Here is a 20598-nt window from a genome sequence, read left to right on the forward strand (position 1 = left end):
TGTTGTTAAAGATAACTACAAATGTTCTTTAAGCGTAAAACAAAAAGTGATGTCGACATAGAACAACATGAGCTTCTTGAAAATGCACAACAGCGCGTGCGACAGAAAAAGCGATTGTTTTCACACTTTGTGATTTTCTTGATAGGCAGTGTTTTTTTGGTGCTCATTAATAAAATCTTGAAATTCCAAGAACAATATGACTGGTTTATTTGGGCAATAACGGCTTGGGCCTTCTTTTTTGTAATCCATGTTTTCAATGTTTTTGTCACGCATCAATTTATGGGGAAGGAGTGGGAAAGAAAGCAACGTGAAAAATTGGTCGCCAAACAAAAACAACGAATTGCAGAAATACAAAAAGAGATAGCGACCGATTTTCCTATTTCAAAAATCAATAAAAAAAAAGTGGAGTGACCGAACTTATCATTATAGCAGCCGCGGGTGAAAATAATGCTTTGGGTATCGATAATGATCTGCCCTGGCATTTACCAGATGACTTTAAACGATTCAAACTGTTGACTTCTGGCCACAAAATTATCATGGGTCGAAAAACCTTGGAAAGTTTTCCGAAGGCGCTACCAAATCGTGAACACATTGTAGTTACCCGTGACAAAAACTACAAAGCCAAGTTTGATTGTGTATTGAAACATTCTTTAAAGGATGCCATTGCCTATACCGAAAATGACAATGCAGCATTTATTATTGGTGGGGGCCAAATTTACGAACAAGCTATGTCGTTGGCTACCAAAATAGAGTTAACAAGGATACATGCAGAATTTGAGGCCGACACTTTTTTTCCAAAAATTGATTTGACGGTATGGGAGGTGGTCAATGAAGAATACCACCCGAAAGATGAACGCCATCAGTTTGATTTCTCTTACCTTACCTATAAACGTAAGGAAGTTTAAAAGTCTAAATAAGCAATCTCGTGCCTGCCATCACCCAGCAAAGATTTTAAAACGGTGCTATCGGTATTGGAATAAAACTGGTTCTTACGTTTTAAACCTGTTTCCGTATTCTGAAGCTTATTTTTAAGAAGTATTGCTTTGGTCCGTCTCGCTACAGCCTCGCCTGAATCAATAATCTGCACAGTCTCGGGAAGAAGCCCTCGCAGTATGGGAATTAGATACGGATAATGGGTGCACCCCAATACCAAACAGTCGATATCGGCTTTTAACATGGGTTTTACGTAATCATAAAGCAGGTCGCCCATTTCTTCAGATTCCAGTTTTCCTGCTTCAATCAACTCTACCAAACCAGTGCCTTCTTGTTCCACAATCTGGATTCCTTGGGCATGTAGTTTTGAGGTATTATGAAAAAGCTGACTAGATAAGGTTCCTTTAGTTGCCAAGACACCTATTCTTTTTGTTTTGGTGTGGAGCGCAGCAGGTTTAATCGCGGGTTCAATACCAATAAATGGCACCTTATAGGTTGACCTCAAATAATCAATAGCATTTGTAGTTGCCGTATTGCAGGCCACAACGATGATCTTACTGCCCTGGCCAAGTAAGAATTCCGTGTTTTTTATACACAATTGAAGAATCGCTTCTTTTGGCTTTTCCCCGTATGGGGCATTTTTACTGTCTGCCAAATAGATGGTCCGTTCATTGGGCAGCATTTGGTGTACCTCTTTCCAAATAGAGGTGCCCCCTACCCCAGAATCAAAAATGCCAATCGGACCGTTCATATTCAACTATAAAAAACCGCCCTGTGTTACGGGGCGGTCTTTAATTATTTTATCGGTAATTATGCTCTAAAAGCCTAGCTCTACTTTCACCTCTGGTAATAAATCTTTACCCTTAGAAACAATCAGTCCTCCGCCCTGCGAAGCATCAAGAACATAATCAAAGCCTTGTGCTGCTGCAACCTTTTCAATGGCAGCTTTGGCTTTTTCGGTGATCGGTGCAAAAAGCTCCGCTTGTTTTTTCTGCATTTCTTGCAATGCTGCTTGCTCTGCCCCTTCAATATTCTTTTGGATTTCTTGCAGTTCTAAAGCCCTCTTTTCATTTTCTTCCCTTGACTTTGCTGTAGATTCATTTTGATATTGTGTAGCCTTATTTTGGAATTCGGTCATTGAACCTTGCAAATCGGCCCTGTAGGTTTCTTGTAATTTCTTCAATTCTGCCTGTGCTGTAATCATCTCTGGCATTTGTTGTAAAAGCTCCGTTACATTGATATGGGCAACTTTACTTTGCGCATTTACAAAACCGGTGGTTGCCGCAAAAAGCGCGATAGCTACAACAATCTTCTTAACATTTTTCATAATTCTAATTAACTTTTAATTTGAGTGTTAAATTTTAGTGTTTAGTTCTTATTATTGATTTGTTGAATCCTTAACAGTTTCAGTTTCCTTTTTTCGTTGGTCTTGTTTGGCTTTTCTTTTGGCCTCCCGTTCTTCCAACAACTTTTTTCTACGTTCTTCATAAGCCTTTTTTCTTTCTTCACGCAAACGAAGCTGTTCGGCTTTTCTATCGGCTGCTGCTTTTGCCCTGACCTCTTTATCTGAACTTGCCTTCTCTTGCCGTTCTTTTAAGGCTTCACTTATTTCTTTGTTCTCTTCAGCTTCCTGCTCTTGAAAGTCTTTCAACTTATTGGCCAGTTTTCTATCCTTGTTTGATTTACTCACCTTTCTAGTTCGTGCTATCTCCCTTAAAATCAGGTCGCTGATATCATGCCTTTTTTCAGAGTACAACATTACGACATCTGCCGATCTATCGAAAATAAAATCATACTTTTTATTCTTTCCTATCTTTTGTACCTCAACGAAAACCTGGTCTTGAATTGGCTGTACCAATAGTTTCTTTTGAAGTACCAGATCCCCTTGCGGGCCAAATCGGTCTTGTTGGTAATCAAAAACCTCTGTTTCTAAAATTTGGATCTCTTCTTGACGTTCCGCTATCAACTCATCGGTCAATAATACTTTCTCGGCCATCAAGTCTTTCTTCATTTGCTCGACGGTACTCAATTTAAGCTCGATCTCTTTTTTCCACTTCTCGGCTTTGGTATTCAATTGTGTCGTAGCGTCACGATACTCTTCTACATTTTCAAGAATATATTCCATATCAACATATCCTATTCTTACCCCTCTTTGGGCAAAACCATTTACACATACTAGCAAAACGATGCTTAATACTAGGCTTTTTGTCTTCATTTCTAAATCCGTCAATTACATAGAAAATATCGTGCCAAAATACATAAAAAACTTAAAATGAATAAGTTAGTTATTTAAAAATTGACAAATATTCCATTTTGATTAAAACTGTTGACCAATTATGAAGTGGGTTTGCCATCCGCTTGGGCCGGCACCTATTGATTGTGGTCTAAGGTCTTCGTCGAAGCCATAACCAAAATCAATTCCCAAAAGTCCAAAAGCTGGCATAAAAATACGTAGCCCCACTCCAGCTGATCTCTTTAACTGAAACGGATTAAAATCAGTAAAATTGTTAAACGCATTACCGGCCTCTAGAAAACTTTGCACATATATGGATGCTGAAGGTTTAAGGGTCAAGGGATATCTCAATTCCATCGAGAATTTATTATAAATAACGCCTCCATCTTGCTCTAGGTTACCAGAAATAGGATTGGCACTGAATGGGGTAAGCGAACTATTGTCATAACCCCGTAGCTGAATAATATCCCTACCATCAAGGGTAAAATTACCAAGGCCATCACCACCAACAAAAAAGCGTTCGAAGGGTACATTGCCGATATCGTTGTTGTAATTACCTAGAAAACCAAACTCGGCGTTGGTTCTAAGTACCAATTTATCGACTAACGTCGTATACCAGTCCCCCCTAAACTTGACTTTATAATATTCAAGCCATTTGAACCGTTCTTCCTCAAGTCTTTCAAGATCACCTTGTAAGGTTTGAAACTCTTGCTGTTCTTCAACAGAAGCAGGATTAACCCCGATCTCAAAGAGGCGCTCGCTGATTTCATCAATCTCGTTACTTATCGCTTTAAAATCCCTGTTGGTAAATAAAGAAAAGGGAGGAGTGAACTTTGCGGTAATTTCAAAGTTAGAACCTGAGGTGGGATAAATTCTACTCGGACCTTGTGAGTTTCTTGAAATTCCCAAGGTATAGGTAAGGGAGTTTGAAGACCCATTTCCAAAATTGAACAGACCGGCATTAAAATTATTAAAATCATACAATTGATAGCCCACGGCGTGTGAAATGGTAAAGAAATCATCTGGCCATTGCACCCTTTTGGCGATACCGGCGGTCACCCCGGTTATCGAGAACCCCTGATCTCTGTCGACATCTATCCTACCTTGATTATCAAACTGCGTTCTGAATTGTTGTGTTCTAGAGAACGATAAGTTCAATCTTACCGGTTTTTTACCTCCCAGCCATGGTTCTGAAAAATTTAGGCTGTACACCCTAAATGTCCTACTGGCCTGTAAGCGCAGCGCAAAAGTTTGACCATCGCCCATTGGTACCGGCTTATATGCCTCTCCCTTGAATATATTCTGTAGCGAAAAATTATTGAATGAGAGCCCCAGGGTGCCGATAAATCCGCCCCCTCCAAAGCCGCCTTGAAGTTCAATTTGGCTTGAACCGGCTTCTACCAAACTGTACTTTATATCTACCGTACCTTCGTTTGGGTCCGGATTTTGAATGTCGGGTGTAATCTGTTCCGCGTCAAAAAAGCCCAACTGGCCCAATTCACGAATACTCCTAACGATATTATCCTTGCTGTATTTTTGTCCAGGCTTGGTCCTTAATTCCCTAAAGATGACATGATCGTTCGTTTTGTCGTTACCTACTACCTCAACCCGGTTTAAGAACGTTTCCTTACCTTCTATAATCCGTATTTCAAAATCAATGGTATCATTGGCTGCGGCAATTTCAACAGGGTTGATATTGGAAAAAAGATATCCATTATTTTGATATAGGTTCGTAATGTCATTGGCATCGGGTTTACTATCGTCGGCGATACGTTCTTTCAATAATACCCCATTATAGGTATCGCCCTTTTTTATGCCCAAAACACGGCTAAGTAATTGGTCGGTATATACTGAATTACCTACGAAATTGATGTCGCCAAAATAATACTTATTACCCTCTTCTAATTTCAGGGCCAGTTTGATATTGTTCTCATCTACCTTGACAAAGGTGTCAGAGAGAATACGTGCATCGCGATATCCCCTTTCGGCATAAGCATCTATAAGGTTGGAAAGATCCTCTTTATAATCGTCTTCAATATATTTTGATTTCTTCCAAAAACGATAGAATTTTTTCTTTTTTGTATTTTTCAAGGCCTTTTTAAGCCTCTTGCTTGATAGTTTCTCGTTACCTTCAAAAACGATATCCTTGATCTTTACCTTATCGCCTTTTTTGACGTTGATGACCATGCTCTCGCTGTTAACACCAACGGTATCCTTAGCTGTTGCAATGGTTGCCTTCGCATTCAGATAGCCTTGCTTTCTATACTTGTTTTCGAGATATGCTTTTGTATTCGCGATAAGGCTTTCCGTAATCTTCTTTCCTTTTTTAAGATCGGTATCGTTTAAAATAGCCTGAACCTTGCGCTTTTTAATACCGTAAACGGTAACATTCGTCAAAGTGGGCCGCTCAAGAATATTCAATTCAAGAAAAATCTTATCCCCTTCTATCTTGGTTTGATACATCGCCACATCAGTGAACAGTTCTAGACTCCAAAGTTTTTTGATCACCGCGCTGATTTCCTCACCCGGAACGGTTATCGGCTGCCCAATCCTTAATCCGGTGTAGGTTTTTACGGTTTGTTCATTGTAACTCTGAAGACCCGTAACCTCTAAACCACCCAAAATATAATTTTCACCAGATTCAAGGGCAGTCTCTTGTGAGAAGGACACTTTGAAAATCGTTAAAAATAAAAGTAGAAATAAATGGTATGAAGTAGTTGTTTTAAACCTCTTAACTGAGTTGTTCGCTAGTTTTTCCAAATCGTCGTTCTCTATTCTGGTAATTGATAATTGCCTCTACCAAATGTTGCTCACTAAAATCGGGCCAAAATACGTCAATAAAATATAATTCGGCATACGCTATTTGCCAAAGTAAAAAATTGCTTATCCTGTGCTCTCCACTAGTTCGAATGAGCAGGTCTACATCTGGCAGGTCATGCGTGTAAAGATGGGTATTAATAATCGTATCGTCAATATCTTCAGTTGAAATTATATTATTTTTAACTTTGGTACTTATGGCCTGTATTGCCGTTCTGAGTTCTTCCCTAGAACCATAGCTCAAGGCCAAGGTAAGGGTCATACCGGTATTGTTTTGTGTTTTTTGCATGACCTCCATAAGCTCTTCGGCCGCTTTTCTGGGCAAGGCATTGATATTGCCTATTGCATTCAGTTTAATGTTGTTCTCTGTAAAAGTCTTGAGTTCTTTTCGCAATGAAGTGACCAAAATCTTCATTAAGGTCTGTATCTCTAATTTCGGTCTATTCCAATTTTCAGTGGAGAAAGCGTATAGGGTTAGGTAATCAATCTTGTGCTTCGCACAATTTTCAACGGTTCTTCTAACTGCGTCTACCCCATTTTGATGACCAAAAACCCTTAATTTACCACGTTGTTTGGCCCACCTACCGTTGCCATCCATAATTATGGCGATATGTCGCGGCATTCTTTCTTGATCAATGTCTGCTAGGTCGTTCATTTGTCATTCAAAACAATCTTGGCACGGTTTACGGCCAAAGGTATATGTTAAGGTGATGCCTGAAAAAACATACCAGTCATCACTTAAGATATTACCAAATCTAAACGATTCAAAATTGGAACCTTCAGGATTACTAGCATCCAGATTATCAGTAAACGTATAGCGAGCACCTATCTCAGCACCCAAAATCAACACACGACTTAAACGATATTTGGCCCCAACCGTCATCGGAATCGCGAAACTACCATCTTTTTGGTTAATATCCTGAACTTGTTGTGCATCAATATAGTTAAAATCATATCTGAAATAGGTAACACCGGTATATAAATAAGGTGTAAATGCCGGCCCGAGCTTATGTAGGTTATACTCGACAAAATTAAATTCAAGACCCAAAGAGTATTCCAACACCGAGTTTTCAACAAAGTAACCCCTTTGCTGCCTAGAAGGCATGCTGCTCTTCGAATCATCGGCCGTAAAGTTGCCCTTGAATATACTTGCCCGCCAGGCATATCTTTTGCTTTTGTTCCATTTGAACAAAGCACCAAAGGCAGGCCCCGATGGCAAAATGAAATTTGTTCTGCCCACATCGCCGATATTGTTGGTTCCTCCGGCAAATACGCCAATTTCGTAAGTCTGTGCATTCAGACCATATATTGTGAACAAAAAGGCTACAATATATACTCTCATCTGTTTATGTTCCATTAGTTTCTATCGGTACGGTGCGGGTTGTTATCTTTACTATTAGCTTACAGATTCTCGACAAAGATCAGGTGACAAGAACTGGTTCGTAGTAGTAGATAACAATTTGCCATACGGCAAACAGCATCATATTATGTTCTCTTTGTAAAACAGTATTTAGGTTGATTTATTGTTTAGAAAAAGTCAATTGCGTTTGTCTTGACCCCATAACAATTTATTACGTAGTGTTTTAAGAAAGCTTTCTGATTTATACACGATCATTTTCACCGTGAAACTTGATTTTTGAATGACAATCTCTTTTTCATTGGGTATTACGGCTATTCGCGAATCAAGGGAAACTAAGTGATTTTCTTCACGCCCTGAGACTTTCAACCGAATTTTGGTATCGTCTGAAATCACAAAGGGACGCGCATTTAGATTGTGGGGGGCTATAGGTGTCAATACCAATGACTTTGTAGTTGGGGCGATGACAGGACCGCCACAACTCAGTGAATACCCTGTAGATCCTGTTGGGGTAGACACAATTAAACCATCTGCCCAGTAAGAGGTCAGGTATTCTTCGTTTAAATAGGTTTCAACCGTAATCATGGAAGTAGTATCTTTTCTGCTTACGGTAATTTCGTTGAGTGCGAAATTCATATCATCGATCTCACTAAAACCATTATCCAAACATATTTCAACCAAACTTCGCTCTTCAATATGGTACGCCCCTGCCACAAACTCGGTTACCACTTTACGAACGTCTTCTTTTTTGAAAGTGGACAAAAAGCCCAATCGCCCGGTATTCACACCAACGATGGGAATCCCCAAATCTTTGACATAGGTAACTGCCCTTAGCATGGTACCATCACCCCCGAAACTTACGAACATATCAAAAGAACCATCTAAACCATATGAGTTTGAAAAGGTTGGGTACACTTTTTCCTTTTCGGTCATGAATTCCATGAACGACTCTTCTAAGACCACTTCGGCCCCCACCTTTTCCAATTCATCCAAAAGCTCGTAAACACAAACAATATCATGGTCTTGAAAAGATTGACCATAGACGGCAACTTTCATTTGTTCCTATTTAATTTTAAACCAACAGAATTTTTGACACCAAGAAAAGGATTGTTTTAGAACCGCTAAACATTCAAATACTTTTTAAGGTAATCGGAGCGTTGCTTCAAGTCTTCTAAAAACTGATCATCGTTATTACCAAATAAAATCGTGTAATTGTACCTTCTAAAGGTCTGTATTACCTCATTTAAATTAGATGCATTTATTTTAAGGGTCACTTGTACGATATCATTGAAACTTTCGGTAATGAAAGCACCCAGTAATTTGTTGTTATTGCTCTCTACGATCTGGGCTATCTCACTAAAGGAATAATCCTTTATACCTTTTGAGACCACTAAAATACCCCCTGGTTCGGTAAAAAATGGGGTTCCTATGAATACGGAAACGATATCATTAAGGTCATAATACCCCATGACCCTATTGGCGTCATCTAAAATGGGTAGGATGTTGGCCTCGTTTCGGGCAAATTTTTCCAACACGTCCAACCACGACGTTTCCGGAGTTACATGAAAAGATTCCAAATCATACCTAAACCCATCAATTTTCTTTTTTGCCTCAAAACAATCATGGTCATCCTCAGAGAGAAGCCCGATGAAAATACCATCTTCAACGACGGCGACATGGGAGAACGTGGTCTCTTCGAAAAATACCATGGGCTTTTTCAACGTCTCCTTGACTTCAAAAACCGGTAGTGTTTTTATGATTTGATTTTGGATCTGCATAGTTCTGATATCTTGTGCAAAATACGAATTTATATAGCGCAAAAGGCGTGCCTAATTTGTATTTTTGGGAAATTAGCGTAAAAATACCATGACAAAACTAAGCGTCAATATTAATAAACTGGCCACCTTACGGAACTCACGGGGTGGTAATGTACCCGACCTTATAAAAGCAACCAAGGATATTGAGGCTTTTGGCGCACAAGGAATAACGATTCATCCTAGGCCTGACGAACGACATATCCGTTATCAAGATGCACGCGATTTGAAGGGCGTGGTAAGCACCGAATTCAATATCGAGGGAAATCCCATACCTAAATTTATCGATTTGGTACTTGAAGTTAAACCGACCCAGGTAACCCTGGTGCCCGATGCAGAAGATGCCATTACCTCAAACTCGGGATGGGATACGATAAAACATAAGGCCTTTCTGAAGGAAACCATCCAAACTTTTAAATCGAACGGAATCCGCACCTCGATTTTTGTAGATCCAGATGTGGCAATGGTAGAGGGGGCGGCATATACCGGAACCGATAGGATAGAACTCTACACCGAAAGTTTTGCACAGCATTATTTTGAGAAAAGGTCCGAAGCCATCCAACCCTTTATCACCGCAGCGAACAAAGCAAGGGAAATGGATTTAGGCGTCAATGCGGGCCATGACCTAAGTCTTGACAATATCAAATATTTCAGTGATCGTATACCCGACCTTTTAGAGGTCTCCATAGGACACGCCCTGATATGTGAATCACTCTATTTAGGACTCGAAAATGTTGTCAATATGTATTTACATCGTTTAGGTTAATGGAAGTACTGCATTCAAAAATTTTAGGACACGGTCGCCCACTACTCATTCTCCATGGGTTCCTTGGTATGTCCGATAATTGGAAAACACTAGGTAACCAATATACTGAAAAGGGGTATCAAGTACACCTGATCGACCAACGCAACCATGGTAAGAGCTTTCATTCACCAGACTTTGATTATCAATTTCTGGCCGGGGACGTCAATACCTATATGACCTTCCACCAAATACCTGAAGCGGCTATCTTAGGGCACTCCATGGGCGGTAAGACGGCCATGCAATTCGCCTGTAGTTACCCCGATAAGGTATCAAAACTCATCATTGCCGATATCGCACCGAAATTCTATCCCCCACACCATCAAGGGATTATCAATGCCCTCTTGAACTTTGATTTTGGAACCTTATCAAGCCGCAAGGAAACAGACGAACAATTGAGTAAGTATTTGACCGATTTTGGCATACGTCAGTTTCTATTGAAAAACCTGTATTGGAAAGAGAAAAACAAACTTGCCCTACGCTTCAACCTTGCCGTTTTAAAAGATAAAATGGAAGAAATCGGGGCTACTATCGATGCCATGGATTCTTATGAAGGAGACACCTTGTTTTTAAGGGGTAGTAGGTCAGAATACATACTTCTTAATGACTTTGGGCATATAAAAAGGCATTTCCCGAAAGCTTCCCTTGAAACAATCGCAAATGCCGGTCATTGGTTGCATGCCGAAAACCCAAAAGCTTTTTTCTCTAAAACAATGGAATTTTTGAATTCCTAAATTTCACCTCTATTTATTATGCATGCATAATTTTTTTGCCGCATTTATTGCTTGTATGGTAATTTTCTTCTAGTTTTGGCAATACCGTGTAGATGAAATTAAACTAACTCAAATTAATTTTAATATGAAAAAGTTCCTCGCCCTAACAGGCTTTTTAGGACTGTTTGTAGTCTCCTGTTCTGATGACGACCCCATCGTAGATGACGAAATGATGAACGAAGAGCCTGTAGTCTTCACCAGTGGTACCGCAGATTTTTCCAATTATGTTTCCCTAGGCAACTCGCTAACTGCAGGGTTCTCAGACGCGGCCCTTTTTGTAGATGGCCAAACAGCCTCCTTTCCAAACATGTTGGCCTCTAATTTTGCACTTGCCGGCGGTGGTGAATTCAATATTCCTTTTATGGCCGATAATTTAGGTGGGGCTACTTTGGGCGGCCAACAGATTTTGGGTAACCGTCTTATCCTATCTTTTGCAAGCGGTTCACCGGCACCTGTTCCCGTACAAGGTCAGGGAACCACTGAAATCTCAAATGTACTTTCTGGTTCTTTCAATAATATGGGGGTTCCTGGGGCTAAAAGTTTTCATCTTCTTGCACCTGGCTATGGTAATGTTGCCGGTGTTGCGGCCGGGCTGGCAAATCCATATTTTGCACGATTTGCCTCTAGTCCGAATACTACGATACTGGCCGATGCAGCTGCACAGAACCCAAGCTTTTTCACTTTATGGATTGGGAACAATGATATTCTTGGCTACGCCACTGCCGGTGGGGATGGCGTGAACCAATTGGGCAATCTAGACCCAAGCACCTACGGTGGTAGTGATATTTCCGATCCCAACGTGGTGGCTGGATCAATCCAGGCCATTTTACAGACATTGACGGCCAATGGCGCCAAAGGGGTGATTGCCAATATTCCTGATGTAAGTACAATACCATTTTTAACAACAGTGCCTTTTAATCCGCTAGACCCGACAAATCCTGATTTTGGACCACAAATAGCAACATTGAATGCACAATTTGCTGGATTGAACCAAGTCTTCGACGCCCTTCAAGTGCCAGAAAGACGGATTGAATTCGCTACGGACGCAGCAAGTGCAGTTATCATAAAGGATGAAAGCCTTGCCGATCTCTCAGTACAAATTACACAAACCCTACAAGCCGTTGGCACCGATGCCGGCACAGCTGCCGTACTTGGCTTTCTTTACGGACAAGCCCGACAGGCAACAGCGGATGATTTGTTGGTTCTCACGAGTCAAACGGCAATTGCCCAACTGAATACCGATGCGTTCGCAACATTGCAACAACTTGGATTGCCCGCAGAACAAGCCGGACAGCTGGCGGTTAATGGAATTACTTTTCCCTTGGAGGACAGATGGGTGCTTACCCCTGCTGAACAGGCGGAGGTCAATGCTACCGTACTCGCTTACAACGAAGCAATTGCAGGACTTGCATCACAATTCGATATTGCGATTGTTGATGCCAATTCCCTTTTAATAGAATTAGGCGTGTCTGGATTCACCTTGGCCGACGGTAGTGTAGTTAATGCTGATTTCGGTACTGGAGGTGGTTTTTCCCTCGACGGTGTTCATCCATCACCAAGGGGTTACGCCATTTTGGCCAATGCCTTTGTAGAAGCCATCAATGCCAAATACGGTTCTAACCTACCCGGTGTCAATCCACTTGAATTTACTGGATTATATCTTCAATAATAAAAAATTAAAATTAGTATCTTAAAGGCATCGTTTTAACGATGCCTTTTTCTTTCAAAAAAAAATTGATGAAGTTCATTCTAAGAATTCTTTTAAGTGCATTGGCCGTAGTACTATTGGCAAAATTACTACCTGGTATAGGGGTGGATTCTTATGTTACCGCAATCGTTGTCGCCTTGGTCTTAGGCCTTTTGAATTTTTTGGTCAAGCCAGTTTTGGTCATTCTAACTTTACCCGTAACCTTAGTGACTTTTGGGCTTTTTCTACTGGTTATCAATGCGATAATCATATTACTTGCAGACTATTTTGTTACAGGTTTTGAGGTGCAAAGTGTATTGTGGGCCATTGTTTTCAGCCTGCTATTGTCCTTTTTACAATCCATTTTATTTTCCATCTTAAAAGAAGATAAAAAGAAGTAAGTTTTTCAATTGATTTACAACTAATTAAAAAGTTGTCGAGCAATGGAAAATATAGTATTTTTGCCTCCCGTTTTTGAGCAAAGCAAATCAAGTATAGATGAATATTACAAAAGAACAGATTGACGACCTTAATGCCGTTGTAAAAGTAGCCATCACCAAAGATGACTATAAAGAAAAGGTTGACACTATTTTAAAAGATTACAGAAAACAAGCTAACATACCAGGCTTTAGAAAAGGCCAAGTACCTATGGGCCTGATCAAAAAACAATATGGTAAAGCGGTATTGGTAGATGAGGTAAACAAACTGCTTCAAGACAATCTGAACAAATACCTTACCGAAGAAAAACTGGACGTTCTCGGAAATCCACTACCAAAACAACAAGAAAGTTTTAATTGGGATGCCGATGAACTTGCCTTTGAATTTGAATTGGGATTGGCACCCGCCTTCGATGTGCAGTTGAAAACGAAAAAGGCCATTACCCAATACAAAATCGTTGCAGACAAAAAGATGGTAGACGAGCAAGTTGAACGTATTCAAAAACAATACGGTAAAATCGTTTCGAAGACCGAAGTGGCAAAAAATTATGAAGTCAGTGGTACGTTTAAGAACGAAGATGAGGAAATAGACCATAAGACGACCGTAGAGCTCGACAAAATAAAAAGTAAAAAGGCCATAGAAAGTCTGGTTGGTAAAAAAGTCGGTGAAACCGTTTCTTTAAAAACAAAAGGGCTTTTCAAAGAAGATTACCTGCTTTCTGCAGCTTTGGGCTTGGATAAGGAAAAAGCCGAGAAATTGAATATCGAAGTTGATTTCACTATCGAGGAAATCAATGAGCGGCAACCGGCCAAATTAGACCAAGAACTTTTTGACAAACTTTTTGGAAAAGATACCGTAACTTCTGAAAAAGAATTAAAGGATAAGATCAAGGAAGATTCAGAGAAGCAGTTTGAGCAACAGGCCGATCAAAAATTACTCAATGATATTACCGAGAAATTGATCGCTGATACCAAGTTCGACCTGCCAACCGATTTTCTTCAAAAATGGATACAGGTCAGTGGGGAGAACCCGTTAAGTGAAGATGAGGCCAAAGAAGAGTTTGAAAAATCTGAAAAAGGATTGCGCTACCAACTTATTGAGGGAAAACTGATTAACGAAAATGATCTGCAAGTCCAATTTGATGAATTGAAGGAATTCGCCAAAGGTTTCATCAAATCACAAATGGCCCAATACGGTCATTTGGATCCCCAAGAGGAAGAACTTGAAAACATAGCGGCACGGGTGATGGGCAATCAAGATGAGGTGAAACGAATGTCTGAACAATTGATGAGCCAAAAACTGCTTAACCTCTATAAAGAGAAGGCAAATTTAAAGGTAAAGGAAATCAGTTATGAGAACTTTGTAAAAGAGGTTTACGGATAGCGTACCAAATAATATGTATCTTTACGGTTCTGGAATTTCGAATTCCAGAACCTTTTTTGTTTAAAAAAACAGCTAAAAAATCCTATGGATTACGGAAAAGAGTTTAAAAAATACGCCACTCAGCATCAAGGTATCAATAGTATGTACTACGACCAAATCGTAAGTAGTATGTACCCTGTTAATTTGACCCCCAATATCATTGAAGAACGACAGATGAACATCGCCGTGTTCGATGTGTTCTCTAGATTGATGATGGATCGCATCATTTTTTTAGGTACCGGTATCAATGATCAAGTAGCGAATATCGTGCAGGCCCAATTGCTATTTTTAGAAAGTACCGATGCTTCAAAAGATATTTCAATCTACATCAATTCACCTGGTGGAAGTGTTTATGCAGGTTTGGGTATTTATGATACGATGCAGTTCATTAAACCCGATGTTGCGACCATCTGTACAGGAATGGCGGCATCAATGGGTGCCGTACTATTATGTGCCGGCCAAAAGGGCAAGCGAAGCGGTCTGACCCATTCACGGGTCATGATTCACCAGCCTATGGGGGGTGCGCAAGGACAAGCTAGCGATATTGAAATCACTGCTAAGGAAATTTTAAAACTGAAAGAAGAGCTTTATGCCATTATTGCCAATCATTCTGGACAGACTTTTGACAAAGTTCATGATGATAGTGATCGCGATTATTGGATGAAAGCCCAAGAAGCCAAAGAATACGGCATGATTGATGAAATCTTGGTAAGGGATCGCCCTTAGCTACGTCTAACCAAGGGGGAGAAACGATAATCTTGTTGCTTTAAAAAGAAAAGTTCTTTTTTTCCGTTTGTATATTGAAGAAATTTAAAAGCTTTTATGGCCAAAGAAAATTTAGAATGTTCCTTTTGCGGAAGAAAAAAGCCAGAGACCAATCTTTTGATAGCGGGTTTGGATGCACATATTTGTGACCGTTGTATAGAACAGGCGCACAGCATCGTTGCCGAAGAATCGAAGCAATCAAAAAGTAACGATCTTTCTTCAGAATTGGTCTTGAAAAAACCGTTGGAAATAAAAGATTTTCTGGATACGTTTATCATAGGTCAAGAGCGAACCAAGAAAGTACTCTCGGTAGCCGTCTATAACCATTACAAAAGACTTTTGCAGGTTAAGGGCAAAGATGATGATATAGAGATCCAAAAAAGTAATATCATCATGGTCGGGCAGACCGGTACAGGAAAAACCTTGATGGCGAAAACCATCGCACGAATGCTCAACGTACCGTTGGCCATTGTCGATGCCACAGTATTGACTGAAGCCGGCTATGTAGGTGAAGATGTGGAAAGTATTTTGACCAGATTACTTCAGGCCGCGGATTACAATCTCGAAAAAGCGGAAAGGGGTATCGTTTTTATAGATGAAATCGATAAGATAGCCCGCAAAAGTGACAACCCTTCCATTACAAGGGATGTTTCAGGAGAAGGGGTACAACAAGGGCTTTTAAAACTTTTGGAAGGCACGGTAGTCAACGTACCACCGAAGGGGGGTAGAAAACATCCCGATCAAAAGTTCATAGAGGTCAATACCGAAAATATCCTTTTTGTGGCCGGTGGGGCCTTTGATGGTATTGAGAGGATGATAACCAAAAGATTGAACATGCAAGCCGTGGGGTATAGTGCCTCAAAAGCTGAAGATCGCCTTGATAATGAAAATATCCTACAATACATCATCCCTAAGGATTTAAAAGAATTTGGTTTGATTCCTGAGATTATCGGTAGGCTTCCAGTGCTTACCCATATGAATCCGTTGGATAGAAAAACGCTTCGCGCCATTCTTACCGAACCAAAAAATGCCATCATCAAACAATATGAAAAACTGTTTGCCATGGATGATATTACGTTCAGCATTACGGATCAGGCATTGAACTATATCGTGGATAAAGCTGTCGAATACAAGCTTGGGGCCAGGGGGCTGCGATCTTTGTGTGAGGCCATCTTTACCGATGCCATGTTTACCTTACCAAGTAGTGAGGATAAAGAATTCAAGGTTTCTAAGGCATATGCAGAAGATAAATTATCTTATGAAACCATCAAAAAGTTAAAAGCGGTCTCGTAATAAAAATCGCTTTGTTTCCGTTCCAATATAGCACGATGGACGGTTATGATATAAGAAAGGGACCATTTCAGGTCCCTTTCCATTTCCTGAATTTATGACATTACCTTAATAAAGAAAGCGCAATGCCGTGATATCATTGTTGTTGAACTCGCCATTGACATTATTGTTAAAACAGGCCAGCATGATGGAATTCGGGTCAAAACCAGATGGCGTTCCAGGTATTTGAATCGCACCCACACCCGCTGAACCTTCATTTACGTTATCACCACAGCTTTGACGACTGAAATAATCGGTATGACGGAAGCCTATGGAGTGACCCATCTCGTGGGTAATCACATGTTCGTTCACATTATTGGAGCTATTGGCCAAGCCATAAATTTGGATAAACTTATTCGGATTGCCGCCGGAGGGAAAACCGGCAGATCCCCCAGAGCGACCTGGATTATTCACCGAATTATCATAAATGACCATATCGGCATTGGTCGATGCGGCAAAACGAAGACTGAATTGAATATCAAGGTTCAATCTATTGTAATTATTTATGGCCCACTGTAGACCTGTTCTACCCCTACTACTAAGGGCAAACTGACCACCAGTGTATCCTATAACACTAATGGTTCTTGGTTGACTTACCAAATTATTGGTTCGGTATTGCTCACTCCAAATCTCAACATCTCCACCTTTAAGATCATCCATGGCTTGTATCTGCTCCGTGCTAAAAAACAAATCCTCAACCAAAATACCCTCTTGCGAACTACCATCAGGATATTGGTTTACAAAAGGTTCCGCAGCATCGGCATTTAGAAAAAACCCATCTAATTTTACCTTCAAATCATTGCTTACGGTCTCGGGGGTGGCCGTTTCCGTTGCCAAGTCCTCCGTTTCACACGAAGTGGTCAGAAGCAATGAGGAAACCGCAAATAATTTCATAAAATTTCGTAAATTTTTCATTCTTTTTTATTGTTTGTGTTAATTAATTAATAGTAATGGAATTTTGTGCACTAAATTTCATCATCGTTAAAGTATCAACTTTTACCGACAAAAAACACTGTTGTAAGAAAAATTCGACGAAATGCACGCTTTTTTATATTTTGAAAAAAGACAAAAAGAAGGTATTCACTTAAAATTCCCACGAAAAAAATAAGTGTTTTTCGTCGAAAAAATGAGGAACACAATGGGGTTTCATTCGAAATAAAATACTTTTATGATAATGCATTTTAAATCAGTACAGTTCGATATTTCGAAAAAATACCATGACCCTTCTTTTTCTATTGAAAATTTGGTGAGGTTTTTTTTGATGAACAAGAAGTAAGGGGTGGGCAATACATCCCTTCTTAAAAGGAACGGTTACCGATCAGATACCTTGAAATCAATACTATTCAAATAGAAACCCTACTGCAATGCGAAAGCCGTTGTCCTTTTTTTTTCTATTGTTCGCGCAGCTGCTCATCGCACAGGTGGAATTTGATAAAAAATGGGGTATTTATGCGCTGGCGGAATCAGGGGCGCATGACCAATTGCAAAAAAGGCCTGCCAATGAAGCCTTTCTGGTTCGTTTTGACCAACCTTTTAAACGTAGCGATCTACACAAAAAGAATATTGAATTACTTCGGCTATTGGATGACTACCATGCCATCATAGCCACTACGGTTTCGGCCATAGACACAGTAAGGAAAATGAAAATGGTTAGGGCCAATGACCAGTGGAAACTCGCCGAAAAGCTATTGACCAACACAGTAAAGGAAAAATCGTCCTTCGCTGTACACTCGTCACATCCATCGCAAACACTTCAATTTCTGCAATCCCTGCACGATGTAGAGATTATCCGATCGGCGCAGAATACCATCTACTTTACGGGAGAACTTTCAAAATTTAAAAATCAATTGTTGGCTAGGGCTGAAGTGCGGTATTTAGGCCTTGAGGCAACGGTACCTGTGCAAGAAGGTGTCGTTCTTGACCTAAATCCGTCCATAAACACCGTCAATCCTATTTACACTGCGTATCCGGAACTTAATGGTACTGGCATTGCTATCTCCGTCAAGGACAATAAATTTCGAGAAAGCGATATTGATTTATTGGGAAAGTTGATTGGTTCTCCGCTGCTGCCCAACATCGAGGACAATCATGCAACCGATATGGCCACCATTATCGCCGGCCTCGGAAACTCCTCCATAAAGAGTAAGGGGATTGCTCCGGCAGCTCAGCTACAGAGTTCCGATTTTCTAAACTTATCCCCAGATGGTGCCTCAAATCTATCCGACCTACAAGTTTTCATCCAAAACCATTCTTACGGTACCATCAGTGAGAACTTTTACGGCACCCTCGCCGAGGCCTATGATGCGCAAATTGCCGACAATACCGAAGAGCTCCATATTTTTTCATCGGGCAATGCAGGTGAACAGACCCCGACAGATGGCCCCTATGCAAATATTGCGACATACGGTAATCTTACGGGAAATTTCAAAATGGCCAAGAATACCTTGGTCGTTGGAGCTATGGATGAGGAAAAAAAGGTACAGGAATTTTCCTCAAGAGGACCTACCTATGACGGAAGAATCAAACCAGAATTGATAGGATACAGCATTGTCGGCACCTCTAATGCAACGGCCCTAACTTCTGGCATAGCCACCTTGCTGCTGCAGGCCTATCAAGAAACCTACAGAACCAATGCATCGGCAGCACTTTTAAAAGCACTTTTGATCAACACTGCAGACGATGTGTCCAGTCAAGGTCCCGATTATCGCTCAGGCTATGGATCTATCAATGCCCTTAAAGCCGTACAAAGTCTAAAAAATGGACAATTTCTAACTGATACTATCGCTCAAGGCCAGACCAAAACCTTTGAAATACCCCTTCCCCCTAATGTGAAAACATTTCAAGCAACCTTGGTATGGACCGATCCCCCGGCCGAAATCAATAGTAACAAAGCACTGGTAAACGACCTTGACCTTCGGGTAATCGATCCTGGAGGAAGCGAACATCTTCCTTGGGTCTTAGATACCACCCCGAACAGCACTGCCCTAGAAGCTCCAGCACAAAAAGGAATGGATCGCTTGAACAATGTCGAACAGGTCTTGGTCGAGAATCCTCCCGAGGGCATTTTGGTCTTACAGGTCGACGATTTTGATCTTAGGTCCAACACCCAAGAATTTTCCATTGCCTACAATTGGCAGCTTACGGATAGTTTTCGTTGGAGCTATCCCCTCGCCAATGACAATTTTCCCTATGATGGGGAAACGGCGAGCTATTTTCGATGGGACAGCAGTTTTGATCAAAATGAGGGAAGCCTTTCCATTAGCTATGACCTTGGCGATACTTGGCAGATCATTTCAGAAAATGTCGCGTTAAAAGATGGGTTTTATCTCTGGCCTGCACCAGAAGATGTCACGGGAACCGGAATCTTAAAAATGGATATCGCAGGAACCGCTTTTTTATCCGATCCCTTTGTCATCTCACAGACCACTGCCACGAAAACGTCGCTTGATTGTGAAGATACCATCGAACTAAATTGGAACCCACAACCTGGGGTCTCAGCATATACGGTCTATAACTTAGAGGATACCAGTATGCAGCCGATAGCTATGGTAAGCGACACTACATATATCACCGATAAATCAGTGATAACTTCCCCTTATTTTGCCGTAACGCCCTTATTGGATACGGGACGTGAAGGGGTTCGCGCGCAAACCATCGATTATAGGGCCTTTGAGGCTGGATGTTATCAAACCGTGGTCATTGCCACACCTTCTGAAGATGGGGTGGGTGGACTGCTATCCATTTCCCTTTCGAGCCTTCATGACGTCGTTTCGGTAAATATAGAACGAAAGACAGAAGGGGTGTTTACCACTATCGATGAACTTACCGGAGTAACCACACTAACCCCGATTTTTTTGGATACCGAGCCCGAGCAGGGCCTTAATCAATATCGTGTGCGTGTGATGCTCCGTGATGGCCGTTCTTATGTTTCAGAAGAAACGGACCTTATATTTCTCACCTCTACCCCATTTATTACCCTGCCAAACCCTATCGAAAATGGCATAACGGTGTATACGGGTGACTTTTCGAACCAAGAAGTGCAATTGGGGTTATATGGAATTGACGGCAAACTGATACTTCAAAGAACGATTACCGAATCACAGCAGTTCGTTCCATTAGAGACCTTAAGGCCAGGCGTCTATATATTACGGCTTTTTGCCTCAGGAGGCGCCAACTTAAGTAAGTTGGTCTACAAAAGATAACTAGAACACAATTTCAATACCTAAAT

General features: G+C 40.8%; 19 protein-coding genes. 10 read left to right on the forward strand and 9 right to left on the reverse strand.

The genetic code is table 11. From position 1 onward, the window contains the following. Positions 1-21: 21 nt before the first annotated feature. Both AACM45_RS06525 and AACM45_RS06530 read left to right on the forward strand, forming a co-directional pair. Complete coding sequence (locus tag AACM45_RS06525) at positions 22-411, forward strand: 2TM domain-containing protein (protein ID WP_339141530.1); 390 nt, start codon at positions 22-24, stop codon at positions 409-411. Next, a complete protein-coding gene (locus AACM45_RS06530) occupies positions 408-905 on the forward strand; it encodes a dihydrofolate reductase (protein WP_339141531.1) in 498 nt (165 codons plus the stop codon). Before AACM45_RS06525 ends, AACM45_RS06530 begins: the two co-directional genes overlap by 4 nt. On the opposite strand, the gene murI is transcribed toward AACM45_RS06530, so the two are convergent. The 8 genes from murI to AACM45_RS06570 all read right to left on the reverse strand — a co-directional run bounded on the left by murI (position 902) and on the right by AACM45_RS06570 (position 9118). Then, positions 902-1684, reverse strand: a complete 783-nt coding sequence (gene murI, locus AACM45_RS06535) for a glutamate racemase (protein ID WP_339141532.1) — start codon at positions 1682-1684, stop codon at positions 902-904. The genes AACM45_RS06530 and murI overlap by 4 nt on opposite strands. 66 nt (positions 1685-1750) lie before the next feature. Then, complete coding sequence (locus AACM45_RS06540) at positions 1751-2260, reverse strand: OmpH family outer membrane protein (RefSeq protein WP_339141533.1); 510 nt, start codon at positions 2258-2260, stop codon at positions 1751-1753. A gap of 51 nt (positions 2261-2311) precedes the next feature. After that, positions 2312-3148, reverse strand: coding sequence for an OmpH family outer membrane protein (locus tag AACM45_RS06545; protein WP_339141534.1), 837 nt, complete (start codon positions 3146-3148; stop codon positions 2312-2314). A gap of 102 nt (positions 3149-3250) precedes the next feature. Next, on the reverse strand, positions 3251-5926 hold the full coding sequence (locus AACM45_RS06550; protein WP_339141535.1) for a BamA/OMP85 family outer membrane protein: 2676 nt from the start codon (positions 5924-5926) through the stop codon (positions 3251-3253). Then, positions 5898-6638 (reverse strand): isoprenyl transferase, encoded by a 741-nt coding sequence (locus tag AACM45_RS06555; RefSeq protein WP_339141536.1) that lies wholly within the window; start codon positions 6636-6638, stop codon positions 5898-5900. Before AACM45_RS06555 ends, AACM45_RS06550 begins: the two co-directional genes overlap by 29 nt. Before the next feature lie 3 nt (positions 6639-6641). Beyond that, the gene (porG, locus tag AACM45_RS06560; RefSeq protein WP_339141537.1) at positions 6642-7325 is read right to left on the reverse strand and encodes a type IX secretion system protein PorG; all 684 of its coding nucleotides are present in this window, start codon (positions 7323-7325) and stop codon (positions 6642-6644) included. 195 nt (positions 7326-7520) lie between these two features. Next, a complete protein-coding gene (locus AACM45_RS06565; protein ID WP_339141538.1) occupies positions 7521-8396 on the reverse strand; it encodes an NAD kinase in 876 nt (291 codons plus the stop codon). Between the two features lie 65 nt (positions 8397-8461). Further along, a complete protein-coding gene (locus AACM45_RS06570; protein ID WP_339141539.1) occupies positions 8462-9118 on the reverse strand; it encodes a CBS domain-containing protein in 657 nt (218 codons plus the stop codon). 88 nt (positions 9119-9206) lie between these two features. Between AACM45_RS06570 and AACM45_RS06575 the strand changes: the two genes are divergently transcribed. From AACM45_RS06575 to clpX, 7 genes are all read left to right on the forward strand, one after another. After that, a complete protein-coding gene (locus tag AACM45_RS06575) occupies positions 9207-9920 on the forward strand; it encodes a pyridoxine 5'-phosphate synthase (RefSeq protein ID WP_339141541.1) in 714 nt (237 codons plus the stop codon). After that, a complete protein-coding gene (locus AACM45_RS06580) occupies positions 9920-10690 on the forward strand; it encodes an alpha/beta fold hydrolase (protein ID WP_339141542.1) in 771 nt (256 codons plus the stop codon). Before AACM45_RS06575 ends, AACM45_RS06580 begins: the two co-directional genes overlap by 1 nt. 124 nt (positions 10691-10814) lie before the next feature. Further along, the gene (locus AACM45_RS06585) at positions 10815-12398 is read left to right on the forward strand and encodes a G-D-S-L family lipolytic protein (RefSeq protein ID WP_339141543.1); all 1584 of its coding nucleotides are present in this window, start codon (positions 10815-10817) and stop codon (positions 12396-12398) included. 68 nt (positions 12399-12466) lie between these two features. Beyond that, positions 12467-12817, forward strand: coding sequence for a phage holin family protein (locus AACM45_RS06590; RefSeq protein WP_339141545.1), 351 nt, complete (start codon positions 12467-12469; stop codon positions 12815-12817). A 97-nt stretch (positions 12818-12914) separates the two neighbouring features. Continuing rightward, entirely contained in the window at positions 12915-14237 is a 1323-nt protein-coding gene (tig, locus tag AACM45_RS06595; RefSeq protein WP_339141546.1) for a trigger factor, read from the forward strand. An 84-nt stretch (positions 14238-14321) separates the two neighbouring features. Next, positions 14322-15002 (forward strand): ATP-dependent Clp endopeptidase proteolytic subunit ClpP, encoded by a 681-nt coding sequence (gene clpP / locus AACM45_RS06600; protein WP_339141547.1) that lies wholly within the window; start codon positions 14322-14324, stop codon positions 15000-15002. Between the two features lie 96 nt (positions 15003-15098). Then, positions 15099-16334, forward strand: a complete 1236-nt coding sequence (clpX, locus tag AACM45_RS06605) for an ATP-dependent Clp protease ATP-binding subunit ClpX (RefSeq protein WP_339141548.1) — start codon at positions 15099-15101, stop codon at positions 16332-16334. A 105-nt stretch (positions 16335-16439) separates the two neighbouring features. Here the strand turns inward: clpX and AACM45_RS06610 are convergent, their stop codons facing one another. Next, complete coding sequence (locus tag AACM45_RS06610; RefSeq protein WP_339141550.1) at positions 16440-17285, reverse strand: M57 family metalloprotease; 846 nt, start codon at positions 17283-17285, stop codon at positions 16440-16442. 449 nt (positions 17286-17734) lie between these two features. Here AACM45_RS06610 and AACM45_RS06615 point away from each other — a divergent pair, with 449 nt between their 5' ends. Then, entirely contained in the window at positions 17735-20572 is a 2838-nt protein-coding gene (locus AACM45_RS06615; protein WP_339141551.1) for a S8 family peptidase, read from the forward strand. Positions 20573-20598: the final 26 nt, after the last annotated feature.

The sequence above is a fragment of the Croceitalea sp. MTPC5 genome, from assembly GCF_036985505.1.
Lineage (GTDB): Bacteria > Bacteroidota > Bacteroidia > Flavobacteriales > Flavobacteriaceae > Croceitalea.